Here is a 14,494-nt window from a genome sequence, read left to right as displayed (position 1 = left end):
GTACTTAATCCTGTTTCGCACTATATAGATTTTCTCGGTGAATAAAATCTGAATTGGGTTACGGATTATCTGTCAAGTTTTCATTCATTTAATGATCTTTCTAAGAAGGCTGGGAGTCATAAAAGTGGTGATCAGGCACATCGCCACAAGCATGGCATAAACACTCTGGCTTACAAGCCCGTTTTTGAGTCCGATTTCCAGAATCACAAGCCCCATCAGTCCCCGGGCGTTCATTCCAATACCTACCGCAGCGGCGTCCCTGATCTTCATATTGGCGAGCAGACCACCGATGAATGCCCCGCCGCTTTTCCCTACCATCGCAAATAATAATGAATTCATGAAAAAGAATAACTGGTAGAGATTTTGAGATGTGAATGGATTGGTGTAGTCAAAAACCGATTTCACGTTCATCAGCAATCCCATGTACGCAAAGAAAATTGGTGAAAATATCCCGAACGTAACGGAGGATATGACATCGTGAGCATGCCTATACGCTTTCTCACCGATCGTTGAACCTTTTATAAGAGTTCCTGCATAAAAGATTCCAATGATGAAAGTAATTCCCAGCATTCCTCCAAGGTATCCAATAAAGATACCGAAGACGAGGATATAAAAAAATTGCGATTCCTTGGTTAATTTGCCCAGGGACCTGATGATATACGGTACCTGATCTCCACTTTTCATGGTCAGGAATCTATTTAAAATATAGACCACTGATAAGAATAGTATTATTTTTATTAGCGTTGTGAATATAAAACCAATTTCCAGATTCTTGATACCACTTTCCACAATGAATAGGACAAGAACAAATAGGAAAATACTGAAAATATCATCGAGTATTGCTGAAGCCACGATGATTTTCCCTGTGGGCGAATCCAATTTCCCAAGATCCATCAATATCTTTACACCAATGGGCAGAGCAGTAAGAGAGAATACGATGCCGATGAATAACGAACCTATAAAATCCATATTATAGATTTTCCCCACAGCAAAACCAGAAATAATGGCCAGATTATTCCCCATAAAAGCAACAAAAAAGGCGGGGCGATAATACTCCTTCATGCTCGCCAGGGACATCTGCATTCCTGCGAACAATACGAGAAAGAAAACCCCGAGGTCTGCCAGGGCATCCAACCCGTTTGCCTGCGGACTTACGAGATTGAGGATAGATGGACCAAGTGCAATCCCTGCGACCACCTCTCCGATGATAACAGGCTGGTTGAAGTGCGCAAAGATCCCACTGAATATCTTTGCTAACACTATAATTATGAGTATAGTTATTATGATGTCCATTGTAAGCTTATTATATCCTTTCATTATATTATTATTATCCATCCCGGTCGCCCCCCGGGCATGGCGGGATTTTCCAACGCGCCAGTAACATAAATTATATATCTCCGCAGGGTATTCCACCGGCTGCAATGGGAGTTAAAGAAAACGCGATAAAACAGTTCGGGAAGAGAGCCGAAGCATATTCAAAAGGGAACATTTTTGTGGACGGGGTTCATCTCTCCGAGGTGGTCAAAAGAAGCGGGGTAAAGAAGAACCACATAGTTCTCGACATCGCTACAGGCTCAGGATTCCTGGCGTTTGAGTATGCCAAAATAGCGAACACTGCGATAGGCTGTGATCTTACGCGCAATATGCTGCTCTTTGCCCTTGAAAAGCAAGAAATTTATGGACTTGAGAATACCGGATTTCTTCTTTCTGACGTTGAATCTCTGCCTTTTCCCGACAGGTCATTCGATATCGTATCATGCAGATTTGCATTCCATCATTTTCCCGACCCAAAGAAAGCTCTTTCCGAAATGAAACGCGTAACCAAAGGACGAATCGTGCTTGTAGATGGCGTTTCATCTGAAAACCCAGGGAAAAGCCAGTTTCACAACAGGATCGAAAAGATGCGCGACCCATCCCATGTCCGGATATATCCTTTGAGCGAAATGAAAAATATGTTCAATGATATCGGAGCGGATATCATCGATCTGACACACTGGGATATACCTCAGGATTTCGATGAGTGGATCAGAAGGGCAGGGACTGATGAAACAAAAACAAACCTTATTGAGGATTTAATGAGGCAGAGCGCGATAGATGATGCCACAGGTCTCGGAGTAAACCTCAAAGACGGGAAGCTTGGGTTTGCATATGACACTGTCATCCTGGTCGCAGAAGTTGTAAAATACGGATAGGATATGCAGCCTTTCGCAATCATTTCATTAATTTTTTCTCGATAATTCCGGGCCATATCGATGCCGACACGATCATGGAAAGAATGAATACATACACCATTCCCGCATACACATCAACTCTTGTGTACACATTGGGACTGGTGCTGATCTTCGTCAAGGAAAGACCAAAGAACAGGAGCACAACTATTATTGAGGTAACAAGGCTTGCAAGCACGCTGTAATACCCGAGCTTTTTATCCATTTTTTCACTCCTTTAACCTGATCCGTTTCATGCGAAGGGTATTAATCGTCACGGTGACAGAGCTGGCGGCCATGGCTGCTGCCGCAATTGCCGGATTGAGCAGGAACGGCGGGTTCGTGAATGGATACAGGATACCGGCAGCAATGGGTATCCCCACCGAGTTATAGAAGAATGCCCAGAAGAGGTTCTGCTTTATCTTATTCAGCGTGAGTCTGCTAAGGCGTATGGCTTTTGCCACATCGCGCACGTCGTTCTTTATCAGCACGATCTGGGCTGATTCGATGGCAACATCGGTGCCGCTTCCAATGGCTATGCCAACGTCCGATTGCGTAAGTGCGGGTGCATCGTTGATACCGTCGCCCACCATCGCCACGTTCCTGCCCTCTGCCTGCAGTTTCTTTATTTCCGCTGCCTTATCCTCAGGAAGGACTTCTGATAATACTTTATCGATGCCCACCTGTTTTGCGATAGCATCGGCTGTCCTCCTGTTATCGCCTGTTATCATGGCCACAGAAAAACCCATCTCATGCAGTTCATGCACAGCGTCCGCAGAATTCTCTTTCAGGGTGTCTGCAACTGCTATTATTCCGGCAATCTCATTATCTTGCGCCACAAGCACGGCCGTCTTGCCGTTGTGTTCGAGTTCTTCCAGCTTGCCGGCGAAGTGAGCGGTATCCATGTCGTTCTCTACCATCAGCTTCCGGGTCCCGATTAGTATCCTTTTACCGCCGTATCTCGCCTCGACACCCCGGCCGGGGATCGCCCTGAACCCATTTGCATCCGGCACGTCTATTCCGCGCGCCTTCGCACCTTTAAGTATGGCCTCTCCGAGCGGATGTTCAGACCCCTTCTCAGCTATTGCTGCAAGCTTCAGGACTTCATTCTCATCGCCTTTGATGGCTATCACATCCGTCAGCGCAGGCTCGCCTTTTGTCAACGTGCCTGTCTTATCGAACACAATGGTATCCAGCTTCTGCGCCTTTTCAAGCACCTCGCCGCCCTTAATGAGTATGCCATTCTCAGCCCCTTTACCTGTGCCCACCATGATCGCAATGGGTGTAGCGAGTCCTACCGCGCACGGACAGGATATGATGAGCACCGTTATTGATATTAACAGCGAGAAAAGAAGCGGGGAAGTGGGCCCCATGTTCATTGCCAGAGATGTGGACAGCACATTGAAGCGCTCAAATCCTATGAAGAACCAGAAGAAAAAGACAACGAGAGCTATAACGTGTACTGCAAGTATAAAATGTCCTGCAACTATGTCTGCTAGCTTCTGGATGGGCGCCTTTTGTGTCTGTGCATCCTCGACCAGCTTGATTATCTGGGCAAGAGCGGTGTCCGAACCAACTTTAGTGGCTTTGAACTTTATCATGCCGGTCTTGTTCATTGTGGCGCCTATTACTTCCGAACCCACGGGTTTCTCAACCGGTATGCTCTCTCCCGTGATCATGGATTCATCGACGGCTGAAAGACCTTCGACTACCTTGCCGTCCACTGGTATTTTCTCGCCTGGACGGACGACCACGATATCATTGACCTTGACGTCCTCAACAGGGATATCCTTCTCTTCCCCGTTCACGATTATGCGCGCTGTTTTTGCCGCAAGCCCCATGAGCTTCCTGATAGCTTCCGAGGTCTTTCCCTTTGTGAGCGCCTCAAGATAACGACCGAGCACGATGAACATAATAAGCAGTGCTGCTGTGTCGTAGTAGGTGTGCTTATAAGCCGCGCCAAGATCAAGGAAAGTGGCGGCAACGCTGATGGCATAAGCGGCTCCTGTTCCTGTGGCGATCAGGAGGTTCATATCCGTCATGCCGTGTCTCAATCCTTTATACGTCCCTTCGAAGAACTGCCGCCCGGGGAACATCATCACCATAGTTGCAAGGATGAAAAGCACATAATCATTTTTCAGGATGTCAGGCACAAAAGTCCATCCGAGATTGCGCCCCATGTCGCCCAGTGAGATAGGGACTGCAAGCAGGAGTGCTATGATAAAATTAGTTCTCTGCCGCTTTATGTCCTCTTCGCGCGCCCTCTGCTCCCTGTCCGCATCTGACCTCTCCAATTTCTCAGAAGCCGAATAACCCACACTCTCGATTACTTTTTTAATATCTGAAACAGAGATGAGTTCCTGGTCATATGAAATCTTTGCCCGTTCAAGCGGGAAACTCACATTCGCGGAAACCACCCCGTTTGTTTTCTTAAGCGCGTTCTCGATATTGATAGCACAGGAGGCGCAGTGCATCCCACCGACTTTCAGTGTTATATCGCTTTTGGCAACTCCATATCCCAGTGAGGTTATGGTGTTCTCGAAAACTGCTGGGTTCACCTTTGATGAATCGTACTCGATTCCGGCTTTCTCGAATGAGAAATTAACAGATGCATTTACCACTCCTTCTATCTTATTAAGCGCCTTCTCGATGTTCTGGGCACAGGAAGCGCATGTCATCCCTGTGATCTTGATGGAGCTTTTTCTAAAGCCTCCCTCCCCCTTTGGTTTCTCTTCAGCTTCAGACTGTATCACAGGCTGCCTGGCGGGGAGCGGGCAGGCTTCTTCTTCATCTATTACCTCATAACCCGATGCTCTGATAGCGCTATGTATTACTTCAAGGTCCGTGACTTTTGTGTCATAGGAAACTCTTACTTCGCCTTTTTTATGATCTGCCCGGGCTTTCGTCACTCCTTTAACACTCATTGCAGCTTCAGTAACTGTTTTTTCACAGTGGCCGCACATCATGCCCTTGATTTTAACGGTAACGTCTTCCAATGATATCTCCGGACTTTATTTTGAATAATATAGTATATAGTTACTTATGCTGGTTCCGGTTAAAAAAATGAAAATTAATGATCCAAAAATCTGAGTTATTAAAGAAAAAGAATGCAGAATTTTAGATAAAATTACTCATGTTACCTTCGAGGATTAAGTTTATCAATATTCAGAATTAATGTTCCTGTGGTGAGAATATGGTTAGTAATGACAAAATCGATGAAATGAAATTCTATCCGGTCAGGATATCAAAGGAAAAAGAGATGACTGGAACCATTGAAAAAAGGCTAGCATGGCCAATGTTTGCAATACTGGCGTTTCTAGCATTAGGAGCTGTCGTGAGTGCCTCTCCTGCCATGGCAGGGAAGCAGTATCAGCAGACAAATCTTGTTTCTGATGTCCCTGGAATGGCACAAATTACCGATCCAAATCTCGTGAACTCCTGGGGCATTGTGCACGGCCCAACGACGCCATGGTGGGTAGCAGATAACGGTATGGGAGTTTCAACTCTGTATAATGGAACAGGTGTACCTTCCTCACTGATCGTTACGATACCTCCGCCTCCGGGTGGGAGCAGCCCTTCTACCCCAACGGGAATCGTTTTCAATGGCCTTCCTGAATTCAACGTTACGCCCGGTAATCCGGCACGGTTCATCTTTGTAACGGAAGACGGGACAATCTCGGCCTGGAACCCTGCCGTTGATCCCAACAACGCAACGCTCATGATGGACAACTCACCCGGCGCAGTTTATAAAGGTGCAGCGATTGCCCGGAACGGCAACCAGGACTTCCTCTATGTCGCGAACTTCCGCGGCGGCAGCGTGGACGTTTTTGACACAGACTTCAACCCGGTCATGATGGCTGCCGGCGCCTTCACCGACAAGAAAATTCCTAGAGGGTTTGCCCCCTTCAATGTGCAGAACGTCAACGGAGAGTTATTCGTGACCTTTGCGAAGCAGGATGCACAGAAGCACGACAACCTGGACGGTCCGGGTCTTGGCTTTGTGGATTGCTTCGATCCAAATGGGAAACTGATGATGCGCCTGGAACATGGGAAATGGATGGATGCACCATGGGGAATAGCGCTCGCACCATCTGATTTCGGCAAGTTCAGCGATGATTTGCTGGTGGGTAATTTCGGAAGCGGCCAGATAGCAGCTTTTGAGCACGAGAATGGAAATTTCAAAGGTTTGCTGAGTGGAGATCATGGAAAGCCTATCAGCATCGACGGGCTCTGGGGACTGGGCTTCGGCAACGGCGCGAGGGCAGGACCTGTTAATACACTCTTCTTTGCCGCGGGAATCAAGAAGGAGCAGCATGGGTTGTTCGGCACCATTACACCGATTTCTCATAAAGACAAAAAGGATAAGGACTGAAATTCTGAAAAGGGGAGTTGAACTCCCCATTCAATTCTATGTCTTATGAAATAATTCACAAAAATTCAATAAGTTAAGAGTGGATTATGACCATCCAAGTGCTTTATGAAAAAAATCAGACATTAAGCCTGTGAAGTAACCCGGCCAGAAAAAAGAATAACATAAATATTCTTTATATATTTGGTAAATCCATTTTTTGATGTCAATGAAATAAACGATATTCGGTATTGCTAAAATCCCAACTTCTCATTTACAAAAATGAGAGTCACTTTTCGGCTTGGATTCGTTTCCTTCTCAAATAGCAAAAATTTTCCTAATGTGCTTCCCGGATATCCGACGCTTTTCATTCTTTTGTCTTCCAGGGGGAAACAATACTCACGGAGGCGCTTGAAACCCTCTTCCACTGCGGGCACTATTTTTTGCGTCCCCGCTATCCAGATAACATTATCAGATGAGAAGGAGTATGCGGGAATTGAGCTGCCGCTGGCGTTCACTACCAGAACTTCCCCTGTCTCCACAACCGCATGCACGCTGCCGATCATGTATTCTGCGGTCACACTTTTCTTTCGAAGCTCCATCTGTTTGGCAGGGTCTTTTTCTGCCAGTATTGCATCTTTCAGGTTTTTCCAGGGATGTCTTCCTGATTTGAGCATTTCCGTAAAGCCAATCTGGTCAAGAGTTGTCGAGCCGCCCGTCATTACCTCCGCGCCTGCCGGGATCATTTTTTTTAATCTATTGAGTGCATCTTCTTTCTTATTCAAAAATTCAGCATTGATGCCACGCGGTCTCAAAGCCTTAATTGTTTTATCAACTGTTTCTTTTGATGCTAATGTATCATATTCCATATTCTTTCCCCCGTTTGAAGTATCTTGACACCATTAAGCGTATGCCAACGATTACTTTCGCAATCGAGCTAACCTTTCAGTCTGGCATATTCCTTTTTCATGCACCTGTCCATGACGACCTCGATACCCGCTTTCCTTGCCTTCGCAGCAGCCTCCTCGTTCACGATGCCTTCCTGCATCCAGACTACTTTTGCTCTTATTGCTATCGCCTCATCCACGATAGGCGGCACTGCCTCCGAGCGCCTGAAGATATCCACCACATCCACTTTAACAGGTATCGATCGAAGATCTGGAAAGCATTGTTTGCCTTCCCACTCTTGCAGCTTGGGATTGACAGGGATGATGTTAAAACCATGCCTGGCAAGGAAGGTTGCCACGAAATAGCTCGGCCTTTCCGGGTCATCCGAAATGCCTACCACTGCTATGTTCTTATAATTAAGGATCGTCTCAATGCTCATATCACGTTATATTTTCCAGGGCTTTAAGTTCATTATTCAGGGCTCTTCGCAGCCTGATAAGATTTAAAATATAAGCGATCAGTACAACCCACACAATTATAAATGCAGCCTGTAAGTAACTCATGATAGCCAGTTCTATTCGCTTATTACATAAAGGTACGTAAATCTATCGGTTAATAACAAAAATGTATGTAAATCTATCGCTTAATAACCTTTTTCGGCTTTAATTTTACGTGGCAAAGTGAGATAATTCTGGGTATCTCTATCGAAAACCAATAAGGTCCCTCGTGCAGGGAAGATAATTGTGATTATCTTTGGGATGCTTTGGGGATCTGGTTTCATGTGAAAAGAAGTTAAACGAGAAGGGAAAAAAGAATGGTTACAAAAAGAGGACTTGAAATGGTTACTGACAACGAGAAAAGAATATATAAGGTGCTACTATCTGCATCTTGCTGTCGATAATATATGCGAGAATAAGGATCGGATAAAAGGCGGTAAAGACAATTGCATAAATATCTGGGGTAAAAACCGTGCAGTTATTGTTCCGGGAAAAGAACCCCATCTGAAAGATGTGTCAGGATTTTTGAGAAATAATAGCGAAAAAATCAGACAGATTATTTTTCCTGAATATGATAGTGGATGAATACTTTTAAAATATCATTTATAAAGCCTTAGTTGATTAAACACCTTTCTAATGACCAGTAAAATCATAGAAGAAACTGACCTTGGAAACAAAAGAAGTAATCTGGCTCTTCATTTACAGGGTCTTCCCTTGCCTTTCCTTTTCTTGTGACGGTTTAGTACGCATGTAATCAGGCGATAATCTACAAACAAGTGATAGAGGATAGCCAGGCTTTCACACTTTCTGCACCAAACATTGTTTCAAACTCCGCTTCCCTTATATAATTAATCTTCCAACCTTTGCTGAACTCGGCCCGTATCTCAGCCTGAGTTACCCTCCTTGGCCCGTAGGATCCCGGCTCATGCTCACTGAAACAGAGCATGAAATACTGGCCACCGGGATAGAGCACCGAAGATAAACTTGCAGCATAAATCGGGCGCTCCTCATCCGAGAACACATGAAACAGGCCGCAGTCGATTATGGTATCGAACTTATTCTGAAGTAAATGAAGTTTAAGAGCGTCGAAAACGAGAAAGTTTATCGTTAAGCCGCGTTTTTTGGCCTTCTCTTTTGCTTTTTTGATGGCAGAAGGCGCTGCATCTATGCCCCAAACTTCAAAACCCAGACCGGCAAGATATAAAGCATTCTCTCCCGTTCCACATCCCGCATCAAGCACTTTTCCGCTTATTTCTCCTTCTTCCGCAAGCTGGATGGTTTCCTTCTGTGGGCGCCCGATATCCCACGGCGGAGTGCCCTTGTATGCAGAATCAAAAAAATTCATGATTGTCACTCTATCAATCCCATGGTTATTACTTCTTGCCTATGTAGTAAAGCCGATTAAAATCTACCCTTCCCCCTGTTGACTGCCTTTCGATTTCTTCCTTTATGCTGTTATTGAAAGCTGCGATATAGTCATCATCAATCTCAATATCATGATATTTTTTTCCTGTTACCTGTTCGATCGCTTTAAGATATACTGATTCCAGAATCATGCCAGCGTAACTTTTAAGTAACGCAAAACTTACGATATAATAGGACAAATGAAAAAGAAAATTATATTAACAATATTTTTGGTGTATATTTCTATTCTTGTAATAAATAACGTCCATGCACTTGAAAATGGTTTCACAAATCCATTGGTAATGTATAGAATTCCAGATAATGGAGAAGAAGGGATTCTTAGCGCCCGTGTTATTGTCACAAATGGAACAGGACATATTTTTGTAGATACCAGTCCTTATACAAAAGTAGATCTTCTTACACGAGGTATATCAATTTTAGTAGTCATTGCGACTCGCATAGCCCCAATTTTAGTGGTTATCGTAGCTTTCATAGCCCTCCTCCAGAGGGCCAATAAGCACAAGATTGAGTTCATTAAAGAGAAGTTCTACGAGCCCACAAAAAAACCTGTGGATAGCGATTGGGGAATAAGGATTTTCTACCCTAATAGACCTATTGAGAAGTGTATCATTTTGTATAACAACACTCCCCTCCCATGGTGGGATAACGACAAACCCTATTATGAAAAAAGAATTGAACCAAATAGTAGCGGGATTGTGCGGGTTCCAAAAGTGATTCAGAAGGATGGTGCAAAAGTTAGATTTAAAAACGGTAAGAAGACCCTGTTGAAGGTCAAATTTGAGCATCTAACAAATGCGAAGCCCTATGAACCAATTACCGATTAACCCCGCCAAACATCTTTACTCAGGTGCATGCAAGATACTTCGGGTACAGGGCGTCCTAGATGCAGGTGAAAACACCAGGTTCCACACTTTAACCCGTCTGAATCACTCATTTTTTATTCTTTCCCGGATATGCTGACGCTGAACGAACGCCCGATTTCACCCACATCTTTGACATCTTATTAAACGTGTCAGCGTACATCTTAGCCATGACCTTTACTGACTCCATGATATCTTTCATAGGGCCACCTACTGTCGGCATGTCCTCAAAAAAGCTATCGAAAGCCTTTCCATACATCTTTACCCATAGATTATAGAATTCTTTATATGCCTCTGGATCAGAGGTTTGTTTCGACAGCTCCTTAGCCTTTTCTGACATTTTTTCAAGTGCAGCTATCCAGGACTTGTATATGTTCACATAAATATTGGTGCTCTGAACAAAATGCTCAAACATTTCTTTAGTAGGTTCCATGGACTGGATATGCTTTCCATAGATTTCCTGATATGTATCCACCCATAAGGTATAAAATTCCTTATAGGCTTCGGGGCCTGTATCTCCCCGAGAGATTTCTGCCATTTTCTCGGAAAGTTTCAGCATGGATTCATTCAATGGCTGCGCGTATGATTTCTTCCATAGTTTTGACATCTGCAAAAAGCTCCTTGAGTAGATATCTGGTATGCCCATGTAATTTCCAAATATCTCTTTTGTACTTTCTTGAGCAGGTAGTTCTAAAAGCTCATCGAATATTTTTTCATAAGACTTCATCCACATATCATAGCATTCTTTATGCTTTGCCGGATCTGGTTCGCCCTGGAGTATCTCTTTTGTCTTCCGGGAATTCTCTTCTAACTCAGCAATCCAGGATCTGTAGAGTTTATTGGATTCCTCTGCGCTTAAGAGGAATTTTTCAAGCGTTTCTTTATTGGAATTCAGTGTTGGGATTGGATAAAATTTACCAAAGGTATTCTGGTATGTTTTAATCCATTCATCATAGAATTCTTTGTATTTCTGTGGAGTAGCTTCTTTTGAGAGAAGAGATGTCTTCTCAAGCATCTCCCCTGTGGATTCAATCCATGGCTTGTATAGATTTAGGTAGGAATCCTCCCACATTTTTGATACTGCTGTATAACTGTCAACCCATGTCTTGAAAATATCCTTCTTTTCCACGCTGTCTTCTTTTAGTCCTTCTTTTCTTCCTTCACTTTTCTTGACCATATTATATCACTCTTTTTATTTTTCATACCATAAGCTATTGCAAACGTTTTTATAAATTTATTCTTCGGAAATCACTTAAGTGATTCGATGAACTCGTCGATAGGTATCGCTTTATATGTCGCTGTTTTGATGCTGCCACGTGATGCAATTTCAACAATTGCCTTGGCGATCGTAGTTTCATCATCGGCTTCCACGATGGTCAAAAAGTCAAAATTTCCTAAGATAGCGTACTGATCTAGCACTTTTACATCCATGTCTTTGAGCTCGGCATTGACTTCTTTCACTCTGCCGGGATTCTTCTTGAGAGTCTTAGCACCTTCATCTGTCAGGTTAGAGATTATGATATATCTTGCCATAATTTATACCCCCATTCCCATAATTTGAAACACACAAATTATTTTATTTTAAGATGTTGCTATTTCAATAAATTTTCTGCAATTATTACTGCATACCAGTAATTGTTCACCTTTTTTTATTTCAGACCCTTGCGCTTCATCTATATCAACCACCGCACCGCAACATACTGTCCCTGCATTCCAACCAAATTCTACTTTTATATTGTCGGTTATCTCACTATCAGTTTTGCCATGCATTTCTTCCAGCAATTCATCTATATTTAATAGATACCTTTCTCTTTCCCGATATATCTCCGCGAACGTATCTACAAATTCTCCCATTACTTCACTTACCTCCCGTTATCCATAATAATATAGGCTTTCTTAAATGATAAGACTTTCGGTGAGAGCCGGCGCATTGTAGATTTGATTTAAATATCCCCTCACTCTGAGATTCTTACTCACATAAGGCGCTCCCATCCCCTATTTTATTTCCCTCTTCAGGTGTTCAGGGATGCTATTTATTCCGACATCCAGAAAACCCCCGACTATTACGGAGGTTGCCTTCCCGCTATCTTGCCATCAGATACTGAATTTCTTCCTCCGCAATCTTGCCGACCGCTATCTCATGGGACATATCAATATTATTAACCTTCCCTTCAAGTTCAGGAATTGCATGAATACTTCCCTTTTCTGAGAGTATAATTCCTCTGCACTTATCGGCTCACCGCCAAGTGCGATCTGCCAGTCATACTTTATAATCGAATCAAAACCGAATATTCCTCTGCCGGTCTTGAGATCGCGCTTTGGTTTTCAATACTCCTATCCTGAGTTGTTTAAAAATCATAGGGCTTAACCAGATATTCCCTCAGTTTAATGTCAAAAAATTTATTTGAGGAATTTGCCGAAATTACGGCAGCAGTATCTGCTCCCCTGCCTGTTCCAGCTACTGCAATAACATCTGAGAATGGAATCAATCCAGCATCCGCACTCATAGCCACAATCTCAACTACAACTTTTGTTCCCTGACCAAAGATTCTCAGGGCATCAGCCACTATCTGTTCATAAGACTGATTGCCTCTTTCCTTAAGTGCAGTACCAAGACCTCTTAAAACCATTGTTCCAGTGTGAACCTTTCCACCCATATTCTCGATTTTCTTTTTTATTTCCTGGTCAAAAGTTTGAAGATCCGGCTCTCTAATGCCTGTATTATGCGTAACCACAACAAGTTTTATTCCTGTGCCTTTCAACATCTCAGCAGCAGCAAGTGCTGTATCTCCAAATGTTGATGCTACAACTATGTGATTTATTCCACGCTTTAATGCCTCTTCTTTAGCAATTTGCAAAGTTCTTTGGGTATTCTCTTTACCTGCTTTTTCAAAATACATCTTGTTCACCTTTTTCAAAGCATGACCTTAATTTCAATGTATAGGATGTAATTTCTGCCAGATTACTTGAATTTTGCCATTATATCAGCGAGATCATAGGCACGATTAAACTTATTTAATATGCTTTGTATCGCTACTTATAGAAATAATTCATTTAATATTGATTCTGGCTTTGTCTCCCACATTTATCTTATGCCTTTATGCTTATTCATTCACAGTTACGCCACTTCTTGAGCCGATGGATGCTGTGGTTTTATCGATAAGAACAATAAAATTTCGATTAAAACATCCATTAGAAAAAAAAGAAATGAAAAATTTTCAGGCTAACCATTTTTCCCCAAACTTATTATGATGCGTGAAAGACCCTATATCCCGTCTTACCCTCAGATATTTTGTTTCTGAAACAGGATAGCCTAATTTGCATGCAAATCCAAGTTCCATAAATTCAGGAATATTAAGTATCCTCTTTAATTCTTTCTGCACACCACCAAACGCACTCATTATATGCACGCTTACACCTAATGACTGAGCCATTAACCATATATTTTCCATCACACAACCGAGGCTTAAGAAACCCAGAACGTCACCCTCGGATGCCGGAGCTCTTTTTCTTCTATCATAAATAATTAAAAGTATAGTATTCCCTCCCCTGATGGTATCGCTAAGAGGAGCAGGGGTTCTTTCCTTAATTGCTTCATCCAGTTTAGAAGCTTCTCTCCATTTTGGTGGAAATTGGGTTCCTAAAATCCCTACTTTTTTTCTTTTCAGCTCTTCTTCTGACATAGATAGCTGCTCAAAGTTTTCTTTAATAAATTCTTGTGATATAATGGATTCGATTTTTCCAAGAGTTTCGATAACCTTTTTATCATCAATTACAATAATATCAAAGTTCTGCATGTTGTGTGCTGTTGGGGCCCAACGTGCTGCCTCTATTATCATCTTTAATTTATCCTTTGGAACAAGCTTTTTTGGATCAAACTGGCCTCTGCTGGAATGTCTTTCCTGGATTAGATTAATTATATCTGTCATTCTTTATCACTTCCAATTTTCAAAACAGCCCTAAAGTGAACTTTTGCAGTCATCATCTTTTCAAAAGCTAAAGCGGCCTGCTCCAGCGGGAAAACCTCAACCATTGGCTTTATTTTAGAAACGACGCTAAACCTTAATGCGTCTTCAGGAGTTCCTCCAACCCATCCGCTAATTGATCTCTGACCCATCATTAATATAACAGGCGGTATGGTCATTGGTTCGTTTGAAAAGGTGACTATAATCATCTGACCATTTCTGGCTAAACCATTTACAAGTTCTGCCATTGATTTGCTGTTTGGAGCAGTGCAAAGTATGACATTTGCTCCACCCAGTTTCATTA

17 protein-coding genes are annotated in these 14,494 nt (G+C 42.9%); 3 read left to right on the top strand and 14 right to left on the bottom strand.

Translation table 11 applies throughout. The annotated features are described in order from the left end of the window. Window positions 1–84: 84 nt before the first annotated feature. Window positions 85–1,335 carry a cation:proton antiporter gene (locus tag O8C65_13715; protein ID MCZ7357977.1) on the bottom strand — a complete coding sequence of 417 codons (1,251 nt, stop codon included), beginning with the start codon at window positions 1,333–1,335 and terminating at the stop codon, window positions 85–87. An 86-nt stretch (window positions 1,336–1,421) separates the two neighbouring features. Here O8C65_13715 and O8C65_13710 point away from each other — a divergent pair, with 86 nt between their 5' ends. Further along, window positions 1,422–2,192 carry a methyltransferase domain-containing protein gene (locus tag O8C65_13710; GenBank protein MCZ7357976.1) on the top strand — a complete coding sequence of 257 codons (771 nt, stop codon included), beginning with the start codon at window positions 1,422–1,424 and terminating at the stop codon, window positions 2,190–2,192. Between the two features lie 19 nt (window positions 2,193–2,211). On the opposite strand, the gene O8C65_13705 is transcribed toward O8C65_13710, so the two are convergent. After that, a complete protein-coding gene (locus O8C65_13705) occupies window positions 2,212–2,433 on the bottom strand; it encodes a hypothetical protein (GenBank protein MCZ7357975.1) in 222 nt (73 codons plus the stop codon). Window positions 2,434–2,437: 4 nt separating this feature from the next. Next, window positions 2,438–5,203: a heavy metal translocating P-type ATPase gene (locus O8C65_13700; GenBank protein MCZ7357974.1), complete on the bottom strand. Its 2,766-nt coding sequence runs from the start codon at window positions 5,201–5,203 to the stop codon at window positions 2,438–2,440. Between the two features lie 197 nt (window positions 5,204–5,400). Here O8C65_13700 and O8C65_13695 point away from each other — a divergent pair, with 197 nt between their 5' ends. Further along, window positions 5,401–6,579, top strand: coding sequence for a TIGR03118 family protein (locus O8C65_13695; protein MCZ7357973.1), 1,179 nt, complete (start codon window positions 5,401–5,403; stop codon window positions 6,577–6,579). Window positions 6,580–6,809: 230 nt separating this feature from the next. On the opposite strand, the gene O8C65_13690 is transcribed toward O8C65_13695, so the two are convergent. The 5 genes from O8C65_13690 to O8C65_13670 form a co-directional block, all read right to left on the bottom strand. Continuing rightward, window positions 6,810–7,424 (bottom strand): lactate utilization protein, encoded by a 615-nt coding sequence (locus O8C65_13690; GenBank protein MCZ7357972.1) that lies wholly within the window; start codon window positions 7,422–7,424, stop codon window positions 6,810–6,812. Between the two features lie 68 nt (window positions 7,425–7,492). Next, the gene (locus O8C65_13685; GenBank protein MCZ7357971.1) at window positions 7,493–7,882 is read right to left on the bottom strand and encodes a CoA-binding protein; all 390 of its coding nucleotides are present in this window, start codon (window positions 7,880–7,882) and stop codon (window positions 7,493–7,495) included. Between the two features lies 1 nt (window position 7,883). Next, entirely contained in the window at window positions 7,884–8,006 is a 123-nt protein-coding gene (locus tag O8C65_13680; GenBank protein ID MCZ7357970.1) for a CcmD family protein, read from the bottom strand. Window positions 8,007–8,706: 700 nt separating this feature from the next. After that, window positions 8,707–9,285, bottom strand: coding sequence for a methyltransferase domain-containing protein (locus tag O8C65_13675; protein ID MCZ7357969.1), 579 nt, complete (start codon window positions 9,283–9,285; stop codon window positions 8,707–8,709). Window positions 9,286–9,313: 28 nt separating this feature from the next. Further along, entirely contained in the window at window positions 9,314–9,496 is a 183-nt protein-coding gene (locus O8C65_13670; GenBank protein ID MCZ7357968.1) for a hypothetical protein, read from the bottom strand. A 48-nt stretch (window positions 9,497–9,544) separates the two neighbouring features. On the opposite strand from O8C65_13670, the gene O8C65_13665 reads away from it, so the two are divergent. Next, window positions 9,545–10,189 carry a hypothetical protein gene (locus O8C65_13665; GenBank protein ID MCZ7357967.1) on the top strand — a complete coding sequence of 215 codons (645 nt, stop codon included), beginning with the start codon at window positions 9,545–9,547 and terminating at the stop codon, window positions 10,187–10,189. A gap of 106 nt (window positions 10,190–10,295) precedes the next feature. Here O8C65_13665 and O8C65_13660 read toward each other — a convergent pair whose 3' ends face one another. The 6 genes from O8C65_13660 to O8C65_13635 form a co-directional block, all read right to left on the bottom strand. Then, window positions 10,296–11,402, bottom strand: a complete 1,107-nt coding sequence (locus tag O8C65_13660) for a hypothetical protein (GenBank protein ID MCZ7357966.1) — start codon at window positions 11,400–11,402, stop codon at window positions 10,296–10,298. A gap of 71 nt (window positions 11,403–11,473) precedes the next feature. Then, entirely contained in the window at window positions 11,474–11,758 is a 285-nt protein-coding gene (locus O8C65_13655; GenBank protein ID MCZ7357965.1) for a GYD domain-containing protein, read from the bottom strand. A 48-nt stretch (window positions 11,759–11,806) separates the two neighbouring features. Beyond that, window positions 11,807–12,079 (bottom strand): hypothetical protein, encoded by a 273-nt coding sequence (locus tag O8C65_13650; GenBank protein MCZ7357964.1) that lies wholly within the window; start codon window positions 12,077–12,079, stop codon window positions 11,807–11,809. A gap of 494 nt (window positions 12,080–12,573) precedes the next feature. Then, complete coding sequence (locus tag O8C65_13645; GenBank protein ID MCZ7357963.1) at window positions 12,574–13,125, bottom strand: hypothetical protein; 552 nt, start codon at window positions 13,123–13,125, stop codon at window positions 12,574–12,576. Between the two features lie 318 nt (window positions 13,126–13,443). Then, window positions 13,444–14,154, bottom strand: coding sequence for a nitroreductase family protein (locus tag O8C65_13640; protein MCZ7357962.1), 711 nt, complete (start codon window positions 14,152–14,154; stop codon window positions 13,444–13,446). Then, on the bottom strand, window positions 14,151–14,494 hold a 344-nt coding region (locus O8C65_13635; protein ID MCZ7357961.1), incomplete at its 5' end, for a hypothetical protein. The genes O8C65_13640 and O8C65_13635, both read right to left, overlap by 4 nt.

This window comes from Candidatus Methanoperedens sp. (genome assembly GCA_027460535.1).
In the GTDB taxonomy this organism is placed as follows: Archaea; Halobacteriota; Methanosarcinia; order Methanosarcinales; family Methanoperedenaceae; genus Methanoperedens.
The sequence above is the reverse complement of the archived record's forward strand: the minus strand, read 5'-3'. Positions and strand labels throughout refer to the sequence as shown.